Annotated in this window: 18 protein-coding genes; 11 read left to right on the top strand and 7 right to left on the bottom strand. The window is 74.2% G+C overall.

Going from position 1 to position 22,117, the window contains the following annotated elements; genetic code table 11:
• Positions 1–76 precede the first annotated feature (76 nt).
• The gene (gene ligD / locus OG937_17425) at positions 77–1,108 is read right to left on the bottom strand and encodes a non-homologous end-joining DNA ligase (protein ID WUD73335.1); all 1,032 of its coding nucleotides are present in this window, start codon (positions 1,106–1,108) and stop codon (positions 77–79) included.
• A gap of 76 nt (positions 1,109–1,184) precedes the next feature.
• Between ligD and OG937_17420 the strand changes: the two genes are divergently transcribed.
• The gene (locus OG937_17420; GenBank protein WUD73334.1) at positions 1,185–2,237 is read left to right on the top strand and encodes an ATP-dependent DNA ligase; all 1,053 of its coding nucleotides are present in this window, start codon (positions 1,185–1,187) and stop codon (positions 2,235–2,237) included.
• Here OG937_17420 and OG937_17415 read toward each other — a convergent pair.
• A complete protein-coding gene (locus tag OG937_17415; protein ID WUD73333.1) occupies positions 2,210–2,836 on the bottom strand; it encodes an NIPSNAP family protein in 627 nt (208 codons plus the stop codon). The genes OG937_17420 and OG937_17415 overlap by 28 nt on opposite strands.
• Positions 2,837–2,888: 52 nt before the next feature.
• Positions 2,889–5,768: a lysylphosphatidylglycerol synthase domain-containing protein gene (locus OG937_17410; GenBank protein ID WUD73332.1), complete on the bottom strand. Its 2,880-nt coding sequence runs from the start codon at positions 5,766–5,768 to the stop codon at positions 2,889–2,891.
• A gap of 173 nt (positions 5,769–5,941) precedes the next feature.
• Here OG937_17410 and OG937_17405 point away from each other — a divergent pair, with 173 nt between their 5' ends.
• Together OG937_17405 and OG937_17400 are read left to right on the top strand one after the other, a co-directional pair.
• Positions 5,942–6,343 (top strand): MGMT family protein, encoded by a 402-nt coding sequence (locus tag OG937_17405; GenBank protein WUD73331.1) that lies wholly within the window; start codon positions 5,942–5,944, stop codon positions 6,341–6,343.
• Positions 6,344–6,577: 234 nt separating this feature from the next.
• The gene (locus tag OG937_17400; protein ID WUD73330.1) at positions 6,578–9,865 is read left to right on the top strand and encodes an ATP-dependent helicase; all 3,288 of its coding nucleotides are present in this window, start codon (positions 6,578–6,580) and stop codon (positions 9,863–9,865) included.
• 10 nt (positions 9,866–9,875) lie between these two features.
• Here the strand turns inward: OG937_17400 and OG937_17395 are convergent, their stop codons facing one another.
• Together OG937_17395 and OG937_17390 are read right to left on the bottom strand one after the other, a co-directional pair.
• Positions 9,876–10,283, bottom strand: a complete 408-nt coding sequence (locus OG937_17395) for a type II toxin-antitoxin system VapC family toxin (GenBank protein ID WUD73329.1) — start codon at positions 10,281–10,283, stop codon at positions 9,876–9,878.
• Positions 10,280–10,558, bottom strand: coding sequence for a type II toxin-antitoxin system prevent-host-death family antitoxin (locus OG937_17390; GenBank protein WUD73328.1), 279 nt, complete (start codon positions 10,556–10,558; stop codon positions 10,280–10,282). Before OG937_17390 ends, OG937_17395 begins: the two co-directional genes overlap by 4 nt.
• Before the next feature lie 117 nt (positions 10,559–10,675).
• Here OG937_17390 and OG937_17385 point away from each other — a divergent pair, with 117 nt between their 5' ends.
• The 3 genes from OG937_17385 to nudC all read left to right on the top strand — a co-directional run bounded on the left by OG937_17385 (position 10,676) and on the right by nudC (position 16,527).
• Positions 10,676–14,131, top strand: a complete 3,456-nt coding sequence (locus OG937_17385; protein WUD73327.1) for an ATP-dependent helicase — start codon at positions 10,676–10,678, stop codon at positions 14,129–14,131.
• Positions 14,132–14,141: 10 nt separating this feature from the next.
• Positions 14,142–15,530 (top strand): dipeptidase, encoded by a 1,389-nt coding sequence (locus OG937_17380; protein WUD73326.1) that lies wholly within the window; start codon positions 14,142–14,144, stop codon positions 15,528–15,530.
• Between the two features lie 118 nt (positions 15,531–15,648).
• Positions 15,649–16,527, top strand: a complete 879-nt coding sequence (gene nudC / locus OG937_17375) for an NAD(+) diphosphatase (protein WUD78786.1) — start codon at positions 15,649–15,651, stop codon at positions 16,525–16,527.
• A gap of 54 nt (positions 16,528–16,581) precedes the next feature.
• Here nudC and OG937_17370 read toward each other — a convergent pair whose 3' ends face one another.
• The gene (locus OG937_17370; protein WUD73325.1) at positions 16,582–16,839 is read right to left on the bottom strand and encodes an NrdH-redoxin; all 258 of its coding nucleotides are present in this window, start codon (positions 16,837–16,839) and stop codon (positions 16,582–16,584) included.
• A 153-nt stretch (positions 16,840–16,992) separates the two neighbouring features.
• Between OG937_17370 and OG937_17365 the strand changes: the two genes are divergently transcribed.
• From OG937_17365 to OG937_17345, 5 genes are all read left to right on the top strand, one after another.
• Positions 16,993–19,203: an ATP-dependent DNA helicase UvrD2 gene (locus OG937_17365; protein WUD73324.1), complete on the top strand. Its 2,211-nt coding sequence runs from the start codon at positions 16,993–16,995 to the stop codon at positions 19,201–19,203.
• A gap of 152 nt (positions 19,204–19,355) precedes the next feature.
• The gene (locus tag OG937_17360) at positions 19,356–19,646 is read left to right on the top strand and encodes a hypothetical protein (protein ID WUD73323.1); all 291 of its coding nucleotides are present in this window, start codon (positions 19,356–19,358) and stop codon (positions 19,644–19,646) included.
• A 174-nt stretch (positions 19,647–19,820) separates the two neighbouring features.
• Positions 19,821–20,099 carry a WhiB family transcriptional regulator gene (locus OG937_17355; protein ID WUD78785.1) on the top strand — a complete coding sequence of 93 codons (279 nt, stop codon included), beginning with the start codon at positions 19,821–19,823 and terminating at the stop codon, positions 20,097–20,099.
• On the top strand, positions 20,096–20,407 hold the full coding sequence (locus OG937_17350) for a hypothetical protein (GenBank protein ID WUD73322.1): 312 nt from the start codon (positions 20,096–20,098) through the stop codon (positions 20,405–20,407). Before OG937_17355 ends, OG937_17350 begins: the two co-directional genes overlap by 4 nt.
• Positions 20,408–20,480: 73 nt before the next feature.
• A complete protein-coding gene (locus OG937_17345; GenBank protein ID WUD73321.1) occupies positions 20,481–20,681 on the top strand; it encodes a hypothetical protein in 201 nt (66 codons plus the stop codon).
• Positions 20,682–20,703: 22 nt separating this feature from the next.
• Here OG937_17345 and OG937_17340 read toward each other — a convergent pair whose 3' ends face one another.
• Positions 20,704–22,074, bottom strand: coding sequence for an AarF/ABC1/UbiB kinase family protein (locus OG937_17340; protein WUD73320.1), 1,371 nt, complete (start codon positions 22,072–22,074; stop codon positions 20,704–20,706).
• Positions 22,075–22,117 lie beyond the last annotated feature (43 nt).

Below are 22,117 nucleotides of genomic sequence, written 5' to 3'. Positions count from 1 at the left end.
GAAGGGGTCGTGCCGCGCCGCCGTGCGTGCCGTGCCGTCCTGTCGCGCCCTCGTACCGCGCCGTCCTGGCGCGCCGTCAGTCCCCGCCGGCGTCGCCGTCCGGCGTGCGCCTGGCCCGGCTCGGCTGCACCCGCAGCGGCTCCCCGGGCATCTTGGGGTGGTCCGGCGGGTACGGCATGTCACCCAGCCCGCGGTCGTGCTCGTCGCGTTCGGCCAGTTCCAGGACGGCGTCCAGCCGGAAGGCGTGCTCCTCCATGCCGCCGTGGACGTCGCCCAGCTCGGCGTAGCGCGCGGGCATGGTGACCAGGTCGAAGTCCCGCGGGTGCGCCTGCGGCACCTCCTCCCAGCGCAGCGGCGCGGAGACCGGGGCGTGCGGCTTGGGCCGTACGGAGTAGGCGGAGGCGATGGTGCGGTCGCGCGCGGTCTGGTTGTAGTCGACGAAGATCTTCTCGCCGCGCTCCTCCTTCCACCACGCGCTGGTGACCTGCCCGGGCATCCGGCGTTCCATCTCGCGGGCGATGGCGATGGCCGCCCGCCGCACCCCGGTGAACGTCCACTCGGGCTCGATGGGCACGAAGACGTGCAGGCCCCGCCCGCCGGAGGTCTTGGGCCAGCCGCGCAGGCCCAGCTCCTCCAGCAGCCCGCGCAGTTCGCCGGCGACGCGCACCGCGTCGGCGAAGTCGGTGCCCGGCTGCGGGTCCAGGTCGATGCGCAGCTCGTCCGGGTGGTCGAGGTCGCCGCGCCGGACCGGCCACGGGTGGAAGGTGAGGCAGCCGAGGTTGGCGCCCCAGACGACCGCGGCCACCTCGGTCGGGCAGATCTCGTCGGCGTGGCGGCCGGAGGGGAAGCGGATGCGGCCGGTGGGGATCCAGTCCGGGGTGTTCTTCGGCGCGCGCTTCTGGAAGAACGACTCGCCCTCGACCCCGTCCGGGTAACGCTCCATCGTCGTCGGCCGGTCGCGCAGCGCCCGCAGGACGCCGTCGCCGACCGTGAGGTAGTAGCGGGCCACGTCCAGCTTGGTGAAGCCCGGTTCCGGGAAGTACACCTTCCCCGGGTTCGAGATCCGGACCGTCCGCTCGCCGACGGTCAGCTCGACCGCCTCTGCCATGCCGTCACCGCCTCTCCCGTCCCCGACACGGTAGGCCCGACGGGCGGGCGGCGCGCGTCGGGCGGAGAATCGCGGCATGGACCTGCCGGTGATGCCGCCCGTGAAGCCGATGCTCGCCAAGTCCGCCACCGAGATCCCGCCCGGCATGCTGTACGAGGGCAAGTGGGACGGGTTCCGCGCCATCGTCTTCCGCGACGGCGCCGAGGTGGAGATCGGCAGCCGCACGGGCAAGCCCCTGACCCGCTACTTCCCGGAGGTCGTCGAGGCGGTCCGCGCCCAACTGCCGCCGCGCGCCGTCGTCGACGGGGAGATCGTCATCGCCGGCGGGGGCAGGCTGGACTTCGACGCGCTGCTGGAGCGCATCCACCCCGCCGACTCCCGTGTGCGGCAGCTCGCCGAACGCACCCCCGCCTCCCTCGTCGCCTTCGACCTGCTGGCGCTCGGCGACCGCTCCTTGATGGCGGACCCGCAGACCTGGCGCCGCCAGGCACTGGTCGACGCGCTCGGCACGGCACGGCCACCGGTCCACGTCGCCCCCGCCACCACCGACATCGAGCTGGCCCGGCGGTGGTTCGAGCAGTACGAGGGCGCGGGACTGGACGGCGTCGTCGCCAAGCCCCCGGACGTCGGCTACCGCCCCGACGAACGCGTCATGATCAAGGTGAAGCACGAGCGCACCGCCGACTGCGTGCTGGCCGGCTTCCGCTGGCACAAGTCCGGTCCCGTCGTCGGCTCCCTCCTGCTCGGCCTGCACGACGCCGCCGGCCGACTCCAGCACGTCGGCGTCTGCGCCGCCTTCCCCATGCGCCGCCGCGAGGAACTCGTCGCCGAACTGGAGCCGCTGCGCATGGAGTCCGCCGAGGGCCACCCCTGGGCCGACTGGGCCGAGGCAGAGCCCGGCGGCCGCATGCCCGGGGCCCAGAGCCGCTGGAGCGCGGGGAAGAACCTGTCCTGGATCCCGCTGCGGCCCGAGCGCGTCCTGGAGGTCGCGTACGACCACATGCAGGGCGACCGCTTCCGGCACACCGCCCGGTTCCGCCGCTGGCGGCCCGACCGCGACCCCGCCGGCTGCACCTATGCGCAGCTGGAGGAACCGGTCGGCTACGACCTCGGCGACATCCTGCGCTGAGGCCCCGGAACGCGCACCGGGGCGAGCCGCAGCCGCTGCGGCGGCCGCAGCAACCGCCGCTCCGGGCCGGCGGGCAGGACGGGCTCCTCGGGGCGTGCGCCGGCCTCCGCGAAGGCGGCGAACCAGACCACGACGTCCTCGCCGGTGCGCACGGGCAGCGCCGGGAAGCCGTTGGCCGCGTGCTCGGTGCGGTGCACGGCGCGGGCGGAGTCCGGGGGCGCGAAGCCGGACGGGTCGGCGGGGTGGCAGACGGTCGCGACGACCAGCCCGGCGTCGTCCGGCACGCGGTAACCGGGGCCGCGCAGCAGCAGGACGTCGTCGGAGTCGGTCATGGTCGCGTTGGCCTCCTCGCGGTGCGCCCGCCAGACGGGCCCGTCGTAGAAGGCGTGCAGGGCGCGGGTCCTGGCCGCCATGTCGGGGAAGGCCCGCATCCATACAAAGCGGTCCGGGTCGTCCAGGTCGCGGAACCGGCCGCCGACCCGGATCCCGGCGGCCTCCTGACCGGTGACGAACTCGCGCTCGAACAGCTCGACCAGGGTGTCCCGGGCGCCGGGGTGCAGGGTGTACTGCCGCAACTCGACGATGTGCGTGGTGTCCATGACCGGGGACCGTAGGGGCGGCCCACTGACATCCTCTGTCAGTGGGCCCGCGTCACAGCGCCTGCCGCCTGGTGAGCTGGGTGAACGCCAGCCAGCCGGGCAGCACCGGCAGCCAGAAGGTCAGCACCCGGAACAGCAGCACCGCGGAGGTGGCCGTCGCCGAGTCCAGGTGGCCGATGGTGGTCAGACCGGCGATCAGCGCGCCCTCGACCGCGCCCAGGCCACCCGGGGTCGGGGCGGCGGACCCCAGCGCGTTGCCCGCCAGGAAGATCACCGCGACCGCCGCGAAGTTCACCTCGCCGTGGAAGGTGCGGATGCTGGCGTCCAGGCACAGCACGAAGGCGAGGGTCAGCAGCAGCGTGCCGCCGATGCCCGTGGTGAGCTTCATCGGCTGCTGCAGCACGTCCAGCATGCGCGGCACCACCCCGGCGAACAGCGCCCGCACCCGCGTGGACACGAAGCGCCGCAGCGGCGGCACGGCGGTGACGACCAGGAAGAGCACGCCGGCCGTGAGCAGGCCCGCCATCACCGTCCGGGACGGCGACAGGGAGGGCGTCTTCTCGGTGCCCGTGATGTAGCCGAACACCAGCAGCAGGCTGATGTGCGAACCGAGGCCGACCAGCTGCGAGGCCCCCACGCTCGCCACCGCGAGCCCCGGGCGCACGCCCGACTTCTGCAGGTAGCGCGTGTTGAGCGCCACGCCGCCGATGGCCGCGGGGGCCACCAGCTTCACGAAGGAACCGGCGATCTGCGCCAGCGTGGTACGGACGAAGGACAGCTTCTCCGGCACGAAGCCGGACAGCGCCATCGCCGCCGCGACGTAGCTGAGCGCGGAGGCCAGCACGGCCACGATGACCCAGATCCAGTTCGCCTCGGCCAGCAGTGTCGCCGGGTCGATGCTGCTGATCTGGGAGAGCAGGAAGTACGCGGCGAAGGCGCCCGCGATGATGCTGATCAGCGTGCGCGGCCGCACCCGCTCCAGCCGTACCGGCTCGACCGGGGCCTGCGGACGGATGAGCAGCACCTGGTGGCGGATCCGGGTGAGCAGGTCCTCCTCGCGGACCCCGTCCAGCGCGTCCTCGATCGCCTTCTTCTCGGCCCGCCGCTCGGCCTTGGTCTCCTTGCCCGCGTCCTTGCCGGCTGCCTCACCCGCGTCACCGGCCTCACCGTCCGCCCGTCGGGCGCGGGAGGCGGCCAGCACCGCCTCGCGTTCGCGCTGCGCCCGCTCCCTGGCGAGCTGCTTCAGCGTGGCCCGGGTGGTGCGGCTCAGCGCGATCGGCTGCAGCAGCGGCAGGGAGTCGGCGACGGCGTCCGGGCCCAGCACGGCCACGGCCGAGGCCACCGACCGCTCCGGGCCGACGCGCAGCGCCAGGGTGGTGAGCAGCTGCGCCACGTCCATGCGCAGCACGATGTCGCCCGCCGCGATCTCCCCGCCGCGCAGGTCGGTCAGGAAGACGTCGCCGCAGCGATCCATCTTCAGCGCCTCGCCGACCAGCCTGCGGTGCGCGATCCGCCGCGACTGCAGCGCCCGCACCTGCTCCCAGGCGCCGTGCAGCACCTCGTCGGTGATCTCCTCGTCCGACAGCGCGTCCAGGGAGCGCCCGCCCATGTGCTCGTACACCAGCATCACGGCGTCCGGGCCCAGCTCGGAGGTGGCGATCAGCCGCGGGGCGTTGGCGCCGGCGGCGATGGCCGCGTAGGCCAGCAGCGCCTCCTGCTCCAGCGCCTGGCGCAGCGACTGCAGGCTGCGCCGCTGGGTGATCCCGCGCAGCTGGAGCCGGCGCCACATGCGGTAGAAGAAGCCGTGCGCCTGCTGCTCGCGGTCCACGACCGTGACGTCGAGCAGCGGGCCCTGCTCCAGGGTCACCAGGTAGCGGCGGCCCCGGTCGGAGTCGGGCGCGTCGGGGAACTCGTCCTCCGCGCGGACCGCCGTCAGCGGGGCGAAGCCCACCCGGCGCAGACCCGCGAGCAGGTTCTGGCCGGTCGGGCGGACGTTCGGCGAGCCGACCCCGTAGAGCGTGCCGTACGCCACGGTCCAGCCGATGAGCACGGTCACGATGATCGAGAACGGTGTCGTGTAGCCGCCCACCAGCACCGCGAAGGAGTCCACGACCAGCACGAACCACAGCGCGACCCGCCAGCGCGGGCGCCGGGCCATGCCGACCGCCGTCATGTAGGCGATCACCGGGGCCAGGTAGCCGTGGACCGGGTCGGTGATCCCGCCGCCGGGCGCGTCGCGGGTCAGCGCGTCCCGGATCGCCACCGGTGCCGCGTCCGACACCCACAGGTCGGTGGCGAGCGACACCCCGTGGGCCAGGACCGCGGCCAGCACGCCGTCCGCGATGCGCAGCCCGTCCCGCTTGATCAGCCGCTCCACGGCGAACGCCACGGGCACGATCAGCACCGCCACGGTCGCCAGCAGCCCGGCGATCGTGATCAGCGGCTCGGGCGCGTGCGTCGCGCCCTCGGCGATGTCCTGCTCCACGCCGGAGGTCGTCGCGTGCGCGAAGCCCGCGATCATCAGCACGATCGCGATGCCGAGGAGCCCGAAGAGGAAGCGCATGAGGTCGACGGGCCGGTGCACGCGCGCGGGCAGCAGCGGCTCGTCCCGCGCCACCGGGTCGGTGTGCGGGGTGGTGCCGGTGAGGGACTCTTCGGCGCCGGGGCCGTCGGCGGTGTCCGGGGCCTCGGCCGTGCCGGGAGCCTCGGTGTCCGGGGCCTCGGTGGTGCCGGGGGTGTCGTCCCCGGACCGCGCGGGCGTCACCGCCGGCTGTCCGGCCGGGGCCTTCGATGTGGCGCGGGTCTCACCGCGCGGGGCGTCACCGGACGCGGACACGGCCTGCTCGGCGCGCTCGTCCGGGGTCGCCGGGGCGCCGTCCCCGGGGCCCTCGGAGGCAGCGGGGACCGCGCGAGCGGCTCCGTTCCCGCTCACGTCGTGCTCTCCGGCTGTCTCTTTTTGATCTCGTATCACCAGTCACCGCCCGGATGATGGTGGCACGAGCGGCGCGCGCATGGGCGCAGGAGGGGGCAATTCGCCGTCCCGGGCGCCCCCGCACACGCGGGCGCCGGCCGCGACTGTCGGTGCCGTGGGGCACCATGTGACGGATGAGCAAGGACACCGCGCACGACCCGGACGACGGTCCGGACGACGACGTCCAGGAGTTGCCCGCGTACGCGGAGCGCGTGCTGGACGTCGCCGAGCGGATCCCGCCCGGACGGGTCATGACCTACGGCGACGTGGCCGAGTGGCTGGGGGAGGGCGGTCCCCGGCAGGTGGGCCACGTCATGGCGCTGTACGGCGGGGCCGTGCCGTGGTGGCGCGTGGTGCGCGCGGACGGCGGGCTGCTGCCGGGCCACGAGCTGCGCGCCCTGGAGCACTACCGCGCGGAGGGCACCCCGCTGCGCCCGGCCCCCCGGGCCGCGAAGGGCCACATACCCCGCCTCGACATGCGCGAGGCCCGCTGGGACGGCACGGACCCCGTGCCCGCCCCCGGCGGGGACGACTGACGACCGGACGCTCACACCATCCAGCTTCCGCCATCGGGGACCGGTTGATGCCATCGGCCGTCCGGACGGAGTACGGCGCCCCGCGCCCGGCCGCTCCCGCATCCGTACGGGAAGGACGGGACGCGCGGCGGTCCGCTCGACCGGTGGCGTACCGTCGGCACCCGGCCTCCCCCGGCCACCGGCGGCACAGGCCGCCGCACACGCACCCGCACGCACACGGAACCGGCGAACCACGTGACCTCCTCCTCCACCCGCCAGACGGACGCCGCCGCACGGCGCTCCGGGGGGACGGTCGGGCCTTCCGGCGGCTACCGACTGCTACGGACCGCTCCGGAACCGGTGACGCCCCCTGAACTGGACGCCGCACAGCGCGCGGTGGTTGAGCACGCGGGCGGTCCGCTCCTGGTACTCGCCGGTCCGGGCACCGGGAAGACCACCACCCTGGTCGAGGCCGTCGCCGAACGCGTGCGGCGCGGCACCGACCCGGAACGGATCCTCGTCCTCACCTTCAGCCGCAAGGCCGCGGGCGAACTGCGGGACCGCATGGCCGCCCGGATGGGTGGCGCGGCCGCACCGCAGGCGACCACCTTCCACTCGTTCTGCTACGCCCTGGTCCGCGCCCACCAGGACCCCGAGCTGTTCGCCGACCCGCTGCGGCTGCTGTCCGGCCCCGAACAGGACCTGGCGGTGCGCGAGCTCCTGGCCGGCGAGGCCGAACTGGAGCGGCGGGGGCGGACCCGCGTGCGCTGGCCGGACGAGCTGCGCGCGGCGCTGACGACCCGCGGCTTCGCCGACGAGGTGCGGGCCGTGCTGGCCCGCACCCGCGAGCTCGGCCTCGGCCCGCGCGCCCTGGCCGCCTCCGCCGGCCGCACCGGCCGCCCCGACTGGTCGGCGGCGGCCGGCTTCCTCGCCGAGTACCTCGACGTCCTCGACCTCCAGGGCGTCATCGACTACGCCGAACTGGTGCACCGCGCGGTGCTCCTGGCCGGGCGTCCCGAGGTGGCCCGCCACCTCGCCGGGGCGTACGAGGCCGTCTTCGTCGACGAGTACCAGGACACCGACCCGGCGCAGGTGCGGCTGCTGCGGGCGCTCGCGGGCGGCGGCCGCCACCTGGTGGCCTTCGGCGACCCCGACCAGTCCATCTACGCCTTCCGCGGCGCCGACGTGAACGGCATCCTCGGCTTCCCCGAGGACTTCCGGCACGCCGACGGCCGCCCCGCCGGCGTCCGCGTCCTCACCACCTCCCGCCGCTCCGGCGCCGCCCTGCTGGCCGCCACCCGGCTCCTGACGCGGCGGATGCCGCTGACCCGGCTTCCGGCCGCCGCCGTCCGCGCCCACCGCGAGCTCGCGCCGGTCCGCGACGGCGGCTCGGCCGCCGTCCGCACCTACCCCACGCCCGGTGCCGAACTCGACGGCATCGCCGACGTGCTGCGTCGCGCCCACCTCGAGGACGGCGTCCCCTGGTCCGACATGGCCGTCCTGGTGCGCGCGGGTTCCCGCTCGCTGCCCGTGCTGCGGCGGGCCCTGACCTCCGCCGGGGTGCCGGTCGAGATCGACGGGGACGACCTCCCGCTGCGCGACGAGCCCGCCGTCGCCCCCCTCCTGCTCGCCCTGCGGGTCTGCGCGCACGCCGTCCTGCCCGACGCCCCGGAGCCGGGCCTGAGCGTCGAGGACGCGCTCACCCTGCTGGTCTCCCCGCTCGGCGGCATGGACGCCGCCGACCTGCGCCGCCTGGGCCGCGCCCTGCGCGAGGAGGAGCGGGCCGCCGGGGTGGCCGTACCGCGGCCCTCGGACGAGTTGATCGCCGAGGCGCTCACGGAGCCCGAGCGGCTCGTGGCGCACGACCCGTCGTACGCGCGGGGCGCCCAGCGGCTCGGCGGGCTGCTGCGCAAGGGGCGCGAGCTGCTGGCCGGCGGCGGCACCGCCGAGGAGGCGCTGTGGGAGCTGTGGGACGGCACCCCCTGGCCCGGCCGGCTGGAGCGCGCCGCGGCGCGCGGCGGCGCGGCCGGACGCAACGCCGACCGGGACCTGGACGCGGTGTGCGTGCTCTTCGACACCGCCGCCCGCGCCGAGGAGCGCACCGGCGGCCGTGGCGCGCTGAACTTCCTGGAGGAGCTGTCCGCCCAGGACATCGCCGCCGACGTGCTGACCCGGCGCGCCGTGCGGCCCGACGCCGTACGGCTGATGACCGCGCACCGCTCCAAGGGCCTGGAGTGGCGGCTCGTCGTCGTCGCCGGCGTCCAGGAGGGGCTCTGGCCCGACCTGCGCCGCCGCGGCTCGCTGCTGGAGGCCGACCGCATCGGCCGCGACGGCCTCGCGGAGCCGCTCACCCCGGGTGCCCTGCTCGCCGAGGAGCGCCGGCTGTTCTACGTCGCGGCCACCCGCGCCCGTGAGCGGCTCGTCGTGACCGCCGTGAAGGCCGCCGCCGACGACGGCGACCAGCCCTCCCGCTTCCTCACCGAACTCGGCGTCGAGCCCGTCGACGTCACCCACCGGGCCCGCCGCCCGCTGTCGGTCGCGGCCCTCGTCGCCGAGCTGCGCGCCACGACCGTCGACCCGGCCGCCTCCCCCGCCCTGCGCGAGGCCGCCGCCCGGCGCCTGGCGCGCCTGGCGGCCCTGGAGGACGCGGGCCAGCCGCTGGTGCCCGCCGCCCACCCCGAACGCTGGTGGGGCCTGTACGAGCAGACCCGCTCCGAGGTCCCGCTGCGGGACCGCGACCAGCCGGTCACCCTCTCCGGCAGCGCGCTGGACCAGCTGGCCAACACCTGTGCCCTGCAGTGGTTCCTCGGCCGCGAGGTGAAGGCCGAGCCGCCCTCCACGGCGGCCCAGGGCTTCGGCAACGTCCTGCACGTCCTCGCCGACGAGGTCGCCTCGGGCAGCACCCCGGCCGACCTGGACGTGCTCATGGAGCGGCTGGACTCGGTGTGGAACGCCCTGGCCTTCGACGCCCCCTGGAAGTCCCAGCAGGAGAAGGAGAACGCCCGGGCCGCCCTGGAGCGCTTCCTGCGCTGGCACGTCATGGAACGCGGCCGCCAGGCCGTCGCCTCCGAGCACGGCTTCGACGTCACCTTGGAGACGGGGGACGTGGCCGTCCGCATCCGCGGCAGCATGGACCGCGTCGAGACCGACGCCGACGGCAACGCCTACGTCGTCGACTTCAAGACCGGCAAGGCCAAGCCCACCGCCGCCGAGGTCGAGGGCCACCCGCAGCTCGCCGTCTACCAGCTCGCCGTCCGCGAGGGCGCCGTCGACGAGCTCTTCCACGGCACCCGGCCCGCCCCCGGCGGCGCCGAGCTCGTCCAGCTCCGCCTCGGCGCCGCCCGCCGCGACGGCGGCGACACCCAGCCCACCGTCCAGCACCAGGAGGCGCTCAGCGGCGACTGGGCCGACACCCTGCTCGCCGGCGCGGCCGCCCGCGTCCTCGACGAGCGCTTCACCCCCTCCACCGGCCAGCACTGCGAGAACTGCGCCTTCCGGGCCTCCTGCAGCGGCCGCCCCGAGGGACGGCACGTGGTGGAGTGAGGCGGGGGTCTCAGCCGCCCGGTGCCTCGGCCCGCAGCCCGATGTCCTGGGCCGCCTTCAGCAGGCGCTGGTCGTACGTGACGAAGACGAGCGGATCCGCGCCCACCTGGTCGGCGAGGAGCTGCGCCGTCGCGAGGTGGATCGAGTCGAGCGAGCGGAGGAGCGGATCGCCGTAGGCGGAGGCCGTGGCACGGACAGTCGCGTCGATCTCGACCCGGTAGAGCCGGGTGATCACACCGGGGACGCCGGCGAGCGCCTGCGGGGCCGATCGGCGCAGAGCCCGTGGCACCTCCACCTCGACGAGCGACGACGACACCAAAGGCTCGTCGGGGCGGTCGTTCAGCCAGGCGACCAACTCCCGGGTGCCCTGTTCCCGGCGGACCATCTTCACGATCGCCGCCGAGTCGAGGTAGATCACCAGCGCTCCTCGTCGCGCAGCGAGACGAGCACGGCCGCCGTGTCGATCCCCGGATCGCCGAGCACGGGCGGCACCGGGACCGGACCTGAGGCCGCCGGTGGGGTGGCGCGTCCCTCGGCGACCATGCGGTCCAGCACGGACTGGCTGCCCGAGATGGGTACGAGGCGGGCCACTGGGGTTCCGCTCACGGTCACCTCCAAGGTTTCGCCGTGCTGCACGCGCGCGAGCACGGCACTGGTGTTCTGGTTCAGCTCGCGTACCGGGATGCGCTCCATGGTTTCAGCGTAGAACGCGATGTTCTACGGCGGTAGTGCGGAATGCGCCCGAGCGGGTGACAGCCGGCGGACGGGCGGCGGCGGCCGGTGTCGGTGGTGCCCGATAACCTCCCCTTCGTGTCCTCCCTCATCACCGGTCCCCAGCAGCTCAAGGAGCTGCTGGGCATCCCGTTCACCCCGGAGCAGCTGGCGTGCATCACCGCGCCGCTCGCCCCGCAGGTGATCGTGGCCGGTGCCGGTTCCGGGAAGACGACGGTCATGGCGGCCCGCGTGGTGTGGCTGGTCGGCACCGGGCAGGTCGCCCCCGAGCAGGTGCTGGGGCTGACGTTCACCAACAAGGCCGCCGGCGAGCTCTCGGAGCGCGTGCGCAAGGCCCTCGTCCGGGCCGGGGTCACCGATCCGGACCCGGCGGACCCCGACCACGCGCCGGGCGAGCCGCAGATCTCCACGTACCACGCCTTCGCCGGACAGCTCCTGAAGGAGCACGGGCTGCGCATCGGGCTGGAGCCGACCGCGCGGCTGCTCGCCGACGCGACGCGCTACCAGCTGGCGGCGCGCGTCCTGCGGACCGCGCCCGGTCCCTTCCCGGCGCTCACCAAGGGCATCCCGACCCTGGTCAGCGATCTGCTGGCGCTGGAGGGCGAGCTCGCGGAGCACCTGGTGCCGCCCGAGCGGCTGCTCGCCCACGACCGGGAGTGGCTCGCCGCCCTCGACGGCGTCCGGCTCACCAACGCGGATCTGCGCAGGCTCCCCGAGACGGCGCGCGCCCGCATCGACCTGACCGGGCTCGCCGCCGCGTACCGCGCCGAGAAGAAGCAGCGCGACCTGCTCGACTTCGGCGACCAGATCGCCCTGTCGGCGAGCCTGGCCCGCACCCGTCCCGGGGTCGGCCGCATCCTGCGCGAGCAGTACGCCGTGGTGCTGCTCGACGAGTACCAGGACACCTCCGTCGCCCAGGGCCTGCTGCTCTCCGCCCTGTTCGGCGACGGCACGGGCCATCCGGTGACCGCGGTCGGCGACCCCTGCCAGGCCATCTACGGCTGGCGCGGCGCCTCGGTGGCCAACCTCGACGACTTCCCGCTCCACTTCGCGCACGCCGACGGGACGCCCGCCCGGCGCCAGTCCCTGTCGGAGAACCGGCGCAGCGGCGGCCGGCTGCTCGACCTCGCCAACGACCTCGCCGCCGAGCTGCGCGAGCGTCACGAGGGTGTCGAGGCCCTGCGGCCCGCGCCCGGCGCCGAACGGGACGGCGTCGTGCGCTGCGCGCTGCTGCCCACCCAGGAGGAGGAGATCGCCTGGATCGCCGACTCCATCGCGCACCTGGTCCGCACGGGCACCGCGCCCGGCGAGATCGCGGTGCTGTGCCGGGCCGCCGGTCACTTCGCCGACATCCACGCGGCGCTCGTCGCCCGGGACGTGCCGGTGGAGGTGGTCGGCCTGTCCGGGCTGCTGCACCTGCCGGAGGTCGCCGACCTCGTCGCCGTCTGCGAGGTGCTGCAGGACCCGACGGCCAACGCCGCCCTCGTCCGGCTGCTCACCGGGCCGCGCTGGCGGATCGGGCCGCGCGACCTGGCGCTGCTGGGACGGCGGGCACGGCTGCTCGTACCGGGCCGCGGCGACACCGCGGACCGGCTGGCGGCCGCCGTGGAGGGCGTCGACCCGGCCGAGGTGATCTCGCTCGCCGACGCCTTGGAGACCTTCGTCGATGGCGAGCCCGGCGACCACCTGCCCTTCTCGGCCGAGGCGCGGGTGCGCTTCGCGCGCCTGGCCACCGAGATACGCGAGCTGCGCCGGTCCCTCGCCGACCCGCTCATGGACGTACTGCACCGGGTGCTCGCCGTCACCGGCCTGGAGGTCGAACTCTCCGCGTCCCCGCACGCGCTGGCCGCCCGCCGCCGGGAGACCCTGCACGCCTTCCTGGACGTGGCGGCCGGCTTCGCCTCCCTGGACGGCGAGGCCACGCTGTTGGCCTTCCTGGGCTTCCTGCGCACCGCCGCCCAGTACGAGAAGGGCCTGGACAGCTCGCTGCCCGGCGGCGAGAACACGGTGAAGGTGCTCACCGCGCACAAGTCCAAGGGGCTGGAGTGGGACGTCGTCGCCGTCCCCGGGCTGGTGCGCAAGGGCTTCCCGAGCGAGCGGGGCCGCGAGCTGTGGCACTTCAACGCCAAGGCGCTGCCGCACGCGCTGCGCGGTGACGCCGCCACCCTCCCCGACGTCGAGGAGTGGTCCCGGGCGGGCCTGGCCACCTTCAAGGCGGCCATGGCCGAACACAACCGCGTCGAGGAGCTCCGGCTCGGCTACGTCACCTTCACCCGGCCGCGTTCCCTGCTGCTCGGCTCCGGCCACTGGTGGGGGCCCAGCCAGAAGCGGGCCTTCGGCCCGTCCGCCTTCCTCGACGCCCTGCGCGCGCACTGCGAGGCCGGCCACGGCGAGGTCGAGCACTGGGCGGAGGAGCCCGCGCCCGACGCCGTCAACCCGGCCCTGGCCCGTACGGCCGAGACGCCGTGGCCGCTGCCCCTGGACCCGGCCGCCCTGGCCCGCCGCCGCGAGGCCGCGCGCAAGGTGCTGGCCCACCTGCGGGCGCCGGCCGCGTACCCGGTGGCCGCCCCTCCCGATCCCGACTGGCCGCCGCCCCCCGAGGACGAGGAGGAGCCGCCGCCGTACGACGCGTACGACGACCAGTACGACGCCCAGTACGGCGAGGAGGACGCCGGCGACTGGGAGGACTGGTCCGACGACCGGCCGCCCGCCATCCCCGGGCAGCCCGGCCCGCCCGTACCCGGGCCCGCCTCCATACCCGTACCCGTGGCCGTGTCCGGGTTCGACCGGGGTGAGGCGCTGCTCCCCGAGGAGGCCCGTGCCGTCGCGTCCTGGGACCGGGACCTCGACGCGCTCACCGAGGAGCTGCTCCGCTCGCGCGCGGCCGTCCGCGACGTCCCCCTGCCCACCACGCTCACCGCCTCCGCGCTGCTGCGGCTGGCCGCCGACCCCGACGGCTTCGCCCGCGAGCTGGCCCGCCCCATGCCCCGCCCGCCGAGGCCCGCGGCCCGGCGCGGCACCCGCTTCCACGCCTGGGTCGAGTCCCGGTTCGAGGAACTGCCGCTGATCGCCCCCGAGGAGCTGCCCGGCATCGAGGGCGACGACGAGATCGCCGACGAGCGCGACCTCGCCGAACTCAAGGAGGCCTTCCTGCGGACCCCGTACGCCGAGCGCACCCCTTACCGCGTCGAGGCGCCGTTCCAGATCGACCTCGCCGGGAGGGTGATCCGCGGCCGGATCGACGCGGTGTACCGGGAGGGTGAGGGCTACGAGATCGTCGACTGGAAGACCGGGCGGGCCGGCACCGCCGACCCGCTGCAGCTCGCCGTCTACCGGCTCGCCTGGGCCGAGCGGCGGGGAGTGCCGTTGTCGCAGGTCACGGCCGCTTTCCTGCACGTGAGGACGGGGGAGCTGATCCGGCCCGAGGCGCTGCCCGACCGGGCCGCGTTGGAACGCCTCCTGCTGGGCGGCCCGGAGCCCGGGCCGGGGGGCGCGCCCGGTGCCGACGCCGAGGGTCCCGGCGTCGCCCGATAGGCTCAAGGACATGAGCACCACCCCGGACAGCGCCGTCCGCAGTTACGTCGAAGCACATCGTGACGCCTTCCTCGGCGACCTCGCCGAGTGGTTGCGCATCCCCTCGGTCTCGGCCGATCCGGAGCGCGCCGCCGACGTACGGCGCAGCGCCGAGTGGCTGGCGGCGAAGCTGAAGGAGACCGGCTTCCCGGTGGCCGAGGTGTGGGAGACCCCGGGTGCTCCCGCGGTCTTCGCCGAGTGGCCCTCCGACGCGGCGGACGCGCCGACGGTGCTGGTCTACGGCCACCACGACGTGCAGCCCGCCGCCCTCGAGGACGGCTGGGACGGCGAGCCCTTCGAGCCGCGGATCCGCGACGGCCGGATGTACGGACGGGGCGCCGCCGACGACAAGGGGCAGGTGTTCTTCCACACACTCGGCGTCCGCGCCCACCTGGCCGCCACCGGCCGCACCGCCCCCGCGGTGAACCTGAAGCTGCTGATCGAGGGCGAGGAGGAGTCCGGCTCCCCGCACTTCACCGACCTCGTCCGCGCCCACGCCGGGCGGCTGGCCTGCGACACCGTGATCGTCTCGGACACCGGCATGTGGGACGAGGACACCCCCACCGTGTGCACCGGCATGCGCGGCCTGGCCGACTGCCAGATCGACCTGTACGGCCCCGACCAGGACATCCACTCCGGTTCCTTCGGCGGCGCGGTCCCCAACCCGGCGACCGAGGCCGCCCGGCTGGCCGCGGCGCTGCACGACGCGGACGGCCGCGTGACGATCCCCGGCTTCTACGACGGCGTCGTCGAGCTCACCGACCGCGAGCGCGAGCTGTTCGCCCGGCTGCCCTTCGACGAGGAGCGCTGGCTGCGCACCGCGAAGTCGCACGCGACGAGCGGCGAGGCAGGGTACTCCACCCTGGAGCGGGTCTGGGCCCGGCCGACCGCCGAGGTGAACGGCATCGGCGGCGGCTACCAGGGCCCCGGCGGCAAGACGATCGTGCCGTCCTCGGCCCAGCTGAAACTGTCGTTCCGGCTGGTGGCCGGGCAGGACACCGACCGGGTGCAGCGGCTGGTCGCCGACTGGGTCGCCGCGCGCGTCCCGGCCGGGATCCGGCACGAGATCACCTTCTGGGGGGCCACCCGCCCCTGCCTGACCCCGCTGGACCACCCCGCGCTGGGCGCGGTGACCCGGGCCATGGGCCGGGCCTTCGGCAAGGAGGTCCTGTTCACCCGCGAGGGCGGCTCGGGCCCGGCGGCCGACCTGCAGGACGTGCTCGATGTCCCCGTCCTGTTCCTGGGAATTTCCGTGCCGTCCGACGGTTGGCACTCGGTGAACGAGAAGGTGGAACTCGACCTTCTGCTCAAGGGCGTGGAGACGTCCGCGTACCTCTGGAGCGAGTTCACGACTCTGTGAGCATCCGCATCCATCCGCGCGCTACGGGGAGTTGACAGCAATCTTGTCCGATACGTCCGGAACCGGAACCACCTTCGACGGGGCGGCCTTCCCGCCGCCCCTCGCCCGCCCGTCGGGCGTGGACCGCGCCGCCGAGCACCGGCTCGACGAGGCGTGGCTGGCGGCGGCCTGGAGCCACCCGAAGACGCAGGTGTTCGTGGTCTCCGGGGGGCAGGTCCTGGTCGAGGACACCCCGGACGGCCGCACCGAGCTGGTCATGATGCCGAGCTTCGAGGCACCGGAGAGCGAGGTCCACCGCTACTTCCTCGGCGTCGACGAGGAGGGGGTGCGCTACTTCGCGCTGCAGAAGGACGCGCTGCCGGGACGCCTGGACGAGGCCGCCCGCCCGGCGGGGCTGCGGGAGGTCGGGGCCCTGCTGTCGGACCGCGACGCGGGGCTCATGGTGCACGCGGTCGCGCTGGAGAACTGGCAGCGCATGCACCGCTTCTGCTCGCGCTGCGGCGAGCGCACCGTGGTGGCCGCCGCGGGTCACATCCGCCGCTGCCCGGCCTGTGGCGCGGAGCACTACCCGCGCACCGACCCGGCGGTGATCATGCTGGTCACCGACGAGGAGGACCGGGCGCTGCTGGGCCGCCAGGCGCACTGGCCGGAGGGACGCTTCTCGACGCTGGCCGGCTTCGTCGAGCCGGGGGAGTCCATCGAGCAGGCCGTGGTGCGCGAGGTCGCCGAGGAGGCCGGAGTGACCGTCGGCGAGGTGAGTTACGTCTCCAGCCAGCCCTGGCCGTTCCCCTCCAGCCTGATGCTGGGCTTCATGGCGCGCGCCACGTCCGCCGAGATCACCGTGGACGGCGAGGAACTGCACGAGGCGCGCTGGTTCTCCCGCGAGGAGTACCGCAAGGCGATGGAGACCGGCGAGGTGCTGCCGCCGTACGGGATCTCCATCGCGGCGCGGCTGATCGAGCGCTGGTACGGGATGCCGCTGCCGGCCCGCCGCTGAGCGCGGGCCCGTGCGGCCCGGCCGTGCCTGCCGCGCGGCCGGGCCGGGCCGGCCTCAGCCGGCGAGGGCCTGCTTGACCTGGGCCAGGCTCGGGTTGCTGAGCGCGACCGCCTCGGCGCCGCTCTTGGGGGACACCAGGAGGGTCGGGACGAGCTGGTTGCCCCCGTTGACGCTCTCGACGAACTTCGCCGACTCCGGGTCCTGCTCGATGTTGACCTCCGTGAAGGTGATTCCCTCACGGTCCAGCTGACCCTTCAGGCGGCGGCAGTATCCGCACCACGTGGTGCTGTACATCGTCACAGTGCCGGACATCGGTGTTCGCTCCTCAAGGCGGGGGATGACGTCGATCCCGAGAACGCTAACCCCTTGCCTCGGCATTCCTTGCAATCGTTCGCGGTACGACCATCCCACCTCAGCTGTGGATAACTTTCCCGGCCGTCTCCCGGGACCTGGCAGCATGGCGGGGTGACTGCACCAACCCACACCCCGCTCTTCCCGGACTTCCCCGCCGTCCCGGACTCGGCGGACGCCGTGCTCGCCGGGCTCGACCCCGAGCAGCGCGCGGTCGCCACCGCCCTGCACGGCCCGGTGTGCGTGCTGGCGGGAGCCGGCACGGGCAAGACGCGCGCGATCACCCACCGGATCGCGTACGGGGTGCGGGCCGGGATGATGCAGCCCGCCAGTGTGCTCGCGGTCACCTTCACCGCCCGTGCGGCCGGTGAGATGCGCGGGCGGCTGCGGCAGCTCGGCGCGGGCGGCGTGCAGGCGCGCACCTTCCACTCCGCGGCGCTGCGCCAGCTGCAGTACTTCTGGCCGCGGGCCATCGGCGGCGAGATGCCGCGGCTGGCCGAGCGCAAGATCCAGCTGGTCGCGGAGGCCGGGGCGCGCTCCCGCATCCGGCTGGACCGCAACGAGCTGCGCGACGTCACCGGCGAGATCGAGTGGGCCAAGGTCACCCAGACCGTCCCGGAGGACTATCCGGCGGCCGCCGCCAAGGCGGCCCGGGACATCCCGCGCGACGCCGCCGAGATCGCCCGTATCTACACGACGTACGAGCAGCTCAAGCGCGACCGCGGGGTCATCGACTTCGAGGACGTGCTGCTGCTCACCGTCGGCGTCCTGGAGGACCGGCCGGACGTCGCCGAGGCCGTCCGCTCCCAGTACCAGCACTTCGTCGTCGACGAGTACCAGGACGTCAGCCCGCTGCAGCAGCGGCTGCTGGACCTGTGGCTCGGCGGCCGGGACAACCTCTGCGTCGTCGGCGACGCCTCGCAGACCATCTACTCCTTCACCGGTGCCACCCCGGAGTTCCTGCTCGGGTTCCGCAGCCGGCACCCGGAGGCCACGGTGGTCAAGCTGGTCCGCGACTACCGCTCCACCCCCCAGGTGGTGCACCTCGCCAACGGACTGCTGTCCCAGGCCCGGGGCCAGGCCGCCCAGCACCGTCTGGAGCTGGTCTCGCAGCGCGAGGCCGGCCCCGAGCCGGTCTACACCGAGTACGCCGACGAGCCCGCCGAGGCCGAGGGCACCGCCCGGCGGATCCGCGAGCTGATCGACGAGGGCGTGCGGCCCAGCGAGATCGCCGTGCTCTACCGGGTGAACGCCCAGTCCGAGGTCTACGAGCAGGCGCTGGCCGACGCCGGCGTGCCGTACCAGCTGCGCGGTGCCGAGCGCTTCTTCGAGCGTCCCGAGGTCCGCGAGGCCGGGATGCTGCTGCGCGGGGCCGCGCGGGCGGGCGGCGGTTCCGACCCGGGTCTGGACGACGCGGACCTGCCCGCGCACGTGCGGGCGGTGCTCAGCAGTCGCGGCTGGTCCTCCGAGCCACCGGCCGGGTCGGGCGCGGTCCGCGACCGCTGGGAGTCGCTGGCGGCGCTGGTGCGGCTCGCCGAGGACTTCGCGCGGGCCCGGCCGGAGGCCACGCTCGCGGACTTCGTCGCCGAGCTCGACGAACGCGCAGGCGCCCAGCACGCCCCGACCGTCGAGGGCGTCACCCTGGCCTCGCTGCACGCCGCCAAGGGCCTGGAGTGGGACGCGGTGTTCCTGGTCGGCCTGACCGAGGGCACGATGCCGATCACCTACGCCAAGACCGACGAGCAGGTCGAGGAGGAGCGCCGGCTGCTCTACGTCGGCGTCACCCGCGCCCGGTTCCACCTCGCCCTGTCGTGGGCCCTGTCCCGCTCGCCGGGCGGTCGCGGCGGCAGGCGGCCCTCGCGCTTCCTGGACGGGCTGCGGCCGGGCTCGGCGGCCCGGGGCAGGGCGGGCGGCCGTTCGGCCGCCACGGGCGGCGTGGAGCGCAGCCCGGGCGGCAGGAAGCGGCGCGGGCCGGTGCAGTGCCGCGTGTGCGGCCGCACCCTGTCCGACGCGGGTGAGATCAAGCTGATGCGCTGTGAGGACTGCCCCTCCGACATGGACGAGGCGCTGTACGAGCGGCTGCGCGAGTGGCGGGTGGAGCAGGCGAAGGCACTGGGCCAGCCGGCCTACTGCGTCTTCACCGACAAGACGCTGCTGGCGATCGCCGAGGTGCGGCCCACCACGGAGGGTGAATTGTCCGTCATCTCCGGGGTCGGGGCCCGCAAACTGGACAAGTTCGGCGCCGACGTCCTCGCCCTGTGCACGGGGCGGGAGCCCGTCGGCGAGGCCGGTGACGAAGCTGTTGCGGAAGAGCCCGGAAAATAGTTTGCGCGCCCCGAGGAAATCCCCATAGCCTGCGTGAGCGCGAACGGCGCGGCTCTGTGAAGGACCTTCCCGGAGCGGTGCGATCCGTGATGTACTGACCCAGCACCACCTGTCAGACCAGCCCAACGAGACGCCGAGAGGAGGCGAGACCAGTGACCAGGTTCATGACGAAAATGACCGATCGTCCGGTCGCCGCCGCCTGCTCCCTTGGTGCCTCGCTCCGTGGCACCGGTCTGTCCAGCCGCCTGTCCGGCGGTCTGCCCACCACCGTTCTCTCCATCCGGGAGCGCGGCGGCGAGCGACCGACGCAGGCGCCGGCGGTGGCAGTAATGGCTGAGGCCCAGGCCTATGCCTTTGCGGCGACCAATGGTGCCGGAACCCAGAAGCAGCAGCACCCGAAGTGGGCCTCCCGCGGGCTCGAACCCTGGAGTGATCCAGCCTGATCGACGATCAGGCCGGCACCTTCAGGGCCGCGGAATCCCAGACCGGGATCCGCGGCCCTTCTGTTTTCCCCACCCCCCGACAAACAGATGAGGAACGAAGCGATCGTGCATCTCACCCCGCACGCACCGTCCGTACCCGCCCCCGTACGCCCGCCTGACCCGGAGGTCCCCTTGCTGCCCCTCACCGAGCTCGACGACGAGATCGACCGCCTCGGCGTCCCCGTCCCGTGCCGGACCTACGACCCGGAGGTCTTCTTCGCCGAGTCCCCGGCCGATGTCGAGTACGCCAAGTCGCTGTGCCAGACCTGCCCGGTCCTCGAGGCCTGCCTCGCCGGCGCGAAGGACCGCCGTGAGCCCTGGGGTGTCTGGGGTGGAGAGCTCTTCGTCCAGGGCGTCGTGGTGCCGCGCAAGCGTCCCCGTGGCCGTCCGCGCAAGAACGCGGTTGTGGCATGAAGCGCCCTGCCGTCGGAACGATCGACCGTCCCCTCACGCACGACCCCAAGAAGCAGGCCCCGATGAACCCGTCCGCCACCGAACGCCCCGCCCCGCCCTCCGACGCTCCCGCTGAGCGTCAGAACAGGAACCTCGAAATGCAACTCATGCCAGAAGCCATGGCCCGTGCCCATATGCAAGAGCGCCTCTACGAGGCCGAGCACGAACGGATGGCCCTCCGCGTGCTCAACGCCCGGCGCCTGCAGCGCCGCGCCGAACGCGCCTCGCTGCGCGCCCGCCGGGCGCTGGCGATGGCCGTGATGCAGTAGCACTCACACATCGGCAACGACACACAACCGCGGGGCCGGTCGATTTCGACCGGCCCCGCGATATCGTCACGAAGTGGACCAGAAGACTCAATTCGAACGGGTCGGGACTGCTCCCACCACGACGACGTGCGCCCGCTGCGGGGCCGTCGCCGAGGGACTCCCCCTCACCTGGACCTGCTCCGTCGAGAACGGCAGCCGCGTGTACTTCTGCGACGACTGCGCCCGCACCAACATCCGTAGTATCGAGGGCCGGCTGGACTCCTCCTGGTGGTAGGGCCTCCCCAGCCCCCCTGGGACTAGGCCGAGGCGTCCTCGGCCTCGGGCAGCGGGGCCAGGTCCTCCCCGGAGAAGCCCGGCAGCCACTCGAGCAGCTCGTCCCGCAGCCTGACCGTGGCCGCCAGCTGGCACAGCACCCCGATGGTGCTGAGCGTCACCCGGTGGATGAGCAGGTACGAGGGCGGCAGGTTGAGCTGCTTGCCCAACTGGTGCGCGGGTGAGCGCGGGTCGGCGACCCGTGCCGCCTGTGCGCGCATCCAGCCGCGCGCGAAGGTGAACTCGTCCACCGCCGCGGGCTCGATGATCGGCCGCAGGTAGTCCAGCACGGCGTCCGGGTCGAGTGCGATCGTCGGCTTGACGAAGCCCTCCTGGCGGAGCATCGAGTGCACCGACTCCGCGTCGTCGGCCAGCGCCAGGCGCAGCGCCGTCCCTATCGGCACCGGCAGGCCCTCCGGCAGGCGGTCGACGGTGCCGAAGTCGAGCACGCCCAGCCGCCAGCCCTCCGCCGGGCCGTCGTCGACGAGCAGCCGGAAGTTGCCCGGGTGCGGGTCGGCGTGGAGCAGCCCCGTGCGGGCCGGGCCGGCGAACAGGAAGCGCGCCAGCAGCTGACCGGCGCGGTCGCGCATCTCCGCCGTGCCCCGCGAGATCACCTCCGCCAGCGGCACCCCGTCCATCCACTCCGTGACCAGCACCTGGTCCGTGCGGTGCACCACGTCCGGCACCTCCACGTCCGGGTCGTCGGCGAACTCCACCGCGTGGGCGTGCTGGGCCTGCGCCTCCAGCTCGTAGTCCAGCTCCTCCGAGACCCGGTCGCGCAGCTCCGAGATCAGCGGCTTGATGTCCATGCCGGGGATCAGCGGCCCGAACAGCCTCGCCACCCTGCCGAGTTGGTTGAGGTCCGACAGCAGGGCGTCCCCCGCGCCGGGGTACTGGACCTTCACCGCGACCTTGCGGCCGTCGTGCCACACGGCCCGGTGCACCTGCCCGATCGAGGCGGCCGCCGCCGGCTGGTCCTCGAACTCGGTGAAGAACGTGCGCCAGTCCTCGCCGAGGCGCTCGGCCAGTACGGCGTGCACGGTGCGGGCGGGCATCGGCGGCGCCGCGTCCTGCAGCTTGGTGAGGGCGGCGCGGTAGGGGCCCGCTACCTCCTCGGGCAGGGCGGCCTCGAAGACCGACAGGGCCTGCCCGAACTTCATGGCACCGCCCTTCAGCTCGCCGAGGACCTTGAAGAGCTGTTCGGCCGTCCGCTCCTGGAGCTCGGTGGCGACCTCTTCCGCGGGGCGCCCGCCGAGCCGCTTGCCCAGTCCCAGCGTCGCCCGCCCGGCGAATCCCAGTGGGAGCGCCGCCAACTTGGCGGTACGGGTCACCGCTTTGCGCGGAAGATCAGACATGCGCCCCCTCTTTCCGATCGGTCACGTCGTCATTGTCCCCCGC

This window comes from Streptomyces sp. NBC_00510 (assembly GCA_036013505.1).
Taxonomy (GTDB): domain Bacteria; phylum Actinomycetota; class Actinomycetes; order Streptomycetales; family Streptomycetaceae; genus Actinacidiphila.
Note: the sequence above shows the minus strand (reverse complement) of the source record. Positions and strands in the feature narration are given on the sequence as shown.

Excerpts from the sequence above, each read along its gene's own strand:
- ligD (WUD73335.1), bottom strand. The coding sequence starts at position 1,108 with ATGGCAGAGGCGGTCGAGCTGACCGTCGGCGAGCGGACGGTCCGGATC.
- OG937_17420 (WUD73334.1), top strand. The coding sequence starts at position 1,185 with ATGGACCTGCCGGTGATGCCGCCCGTGAAGCCGATGCTCGCCAAGTCC.
- OG937_17415 (WUD73333.1), bottom strand. The coding sequence starts at position 2,836 with ATGGACACCACGCACATCGTCGAGTTGCGGCAGTACACCCTGCACCCC.
- OG937_17405 (WUD73331.1), top strand. The coding sequence starts at position 5,942 with ATGAGCAAGGACACCGCGCACGACCCGGACGACGGTCCGGACGACGAC.
- OG937_17390 (WUD73328.1), bottom strand. The coding sequence starts at position 10,558 with ATGGAGCGCATCCCGGTACGCGAGCTGAACCAGAACACCAGTGCCGTG.
- OG937_17380 (WUD73326.1), top strand. The coding sequence starts at position 14,142 with ATGAGCACCACCCCGGACAGCGCCGTCCGCAGTTACGTCGAAGCACAT.
- OG937_17370 (WUD73325.1), bottom strand. The coding sequence starts at position 16,839 with ATGTCCGGCACTGTGACGATGTACAGCACCACGTGGTGCGGATACTGC.
- OG937_17350 (WUD73322.1), top strand. The coding sequence starts at position 20,096 with ATGAAGCGCCCTGCCGTCGGAACGATCGACCGTCCCCTCACGCACGAC.
- OG937_17340 (WUD73320.1), bottom strand. The coding sequence starts at position 22,074 with ATGTCTGATCTTCCGCGCAAAGCGGTGACCCGTACCGCCAAGTTGGCG.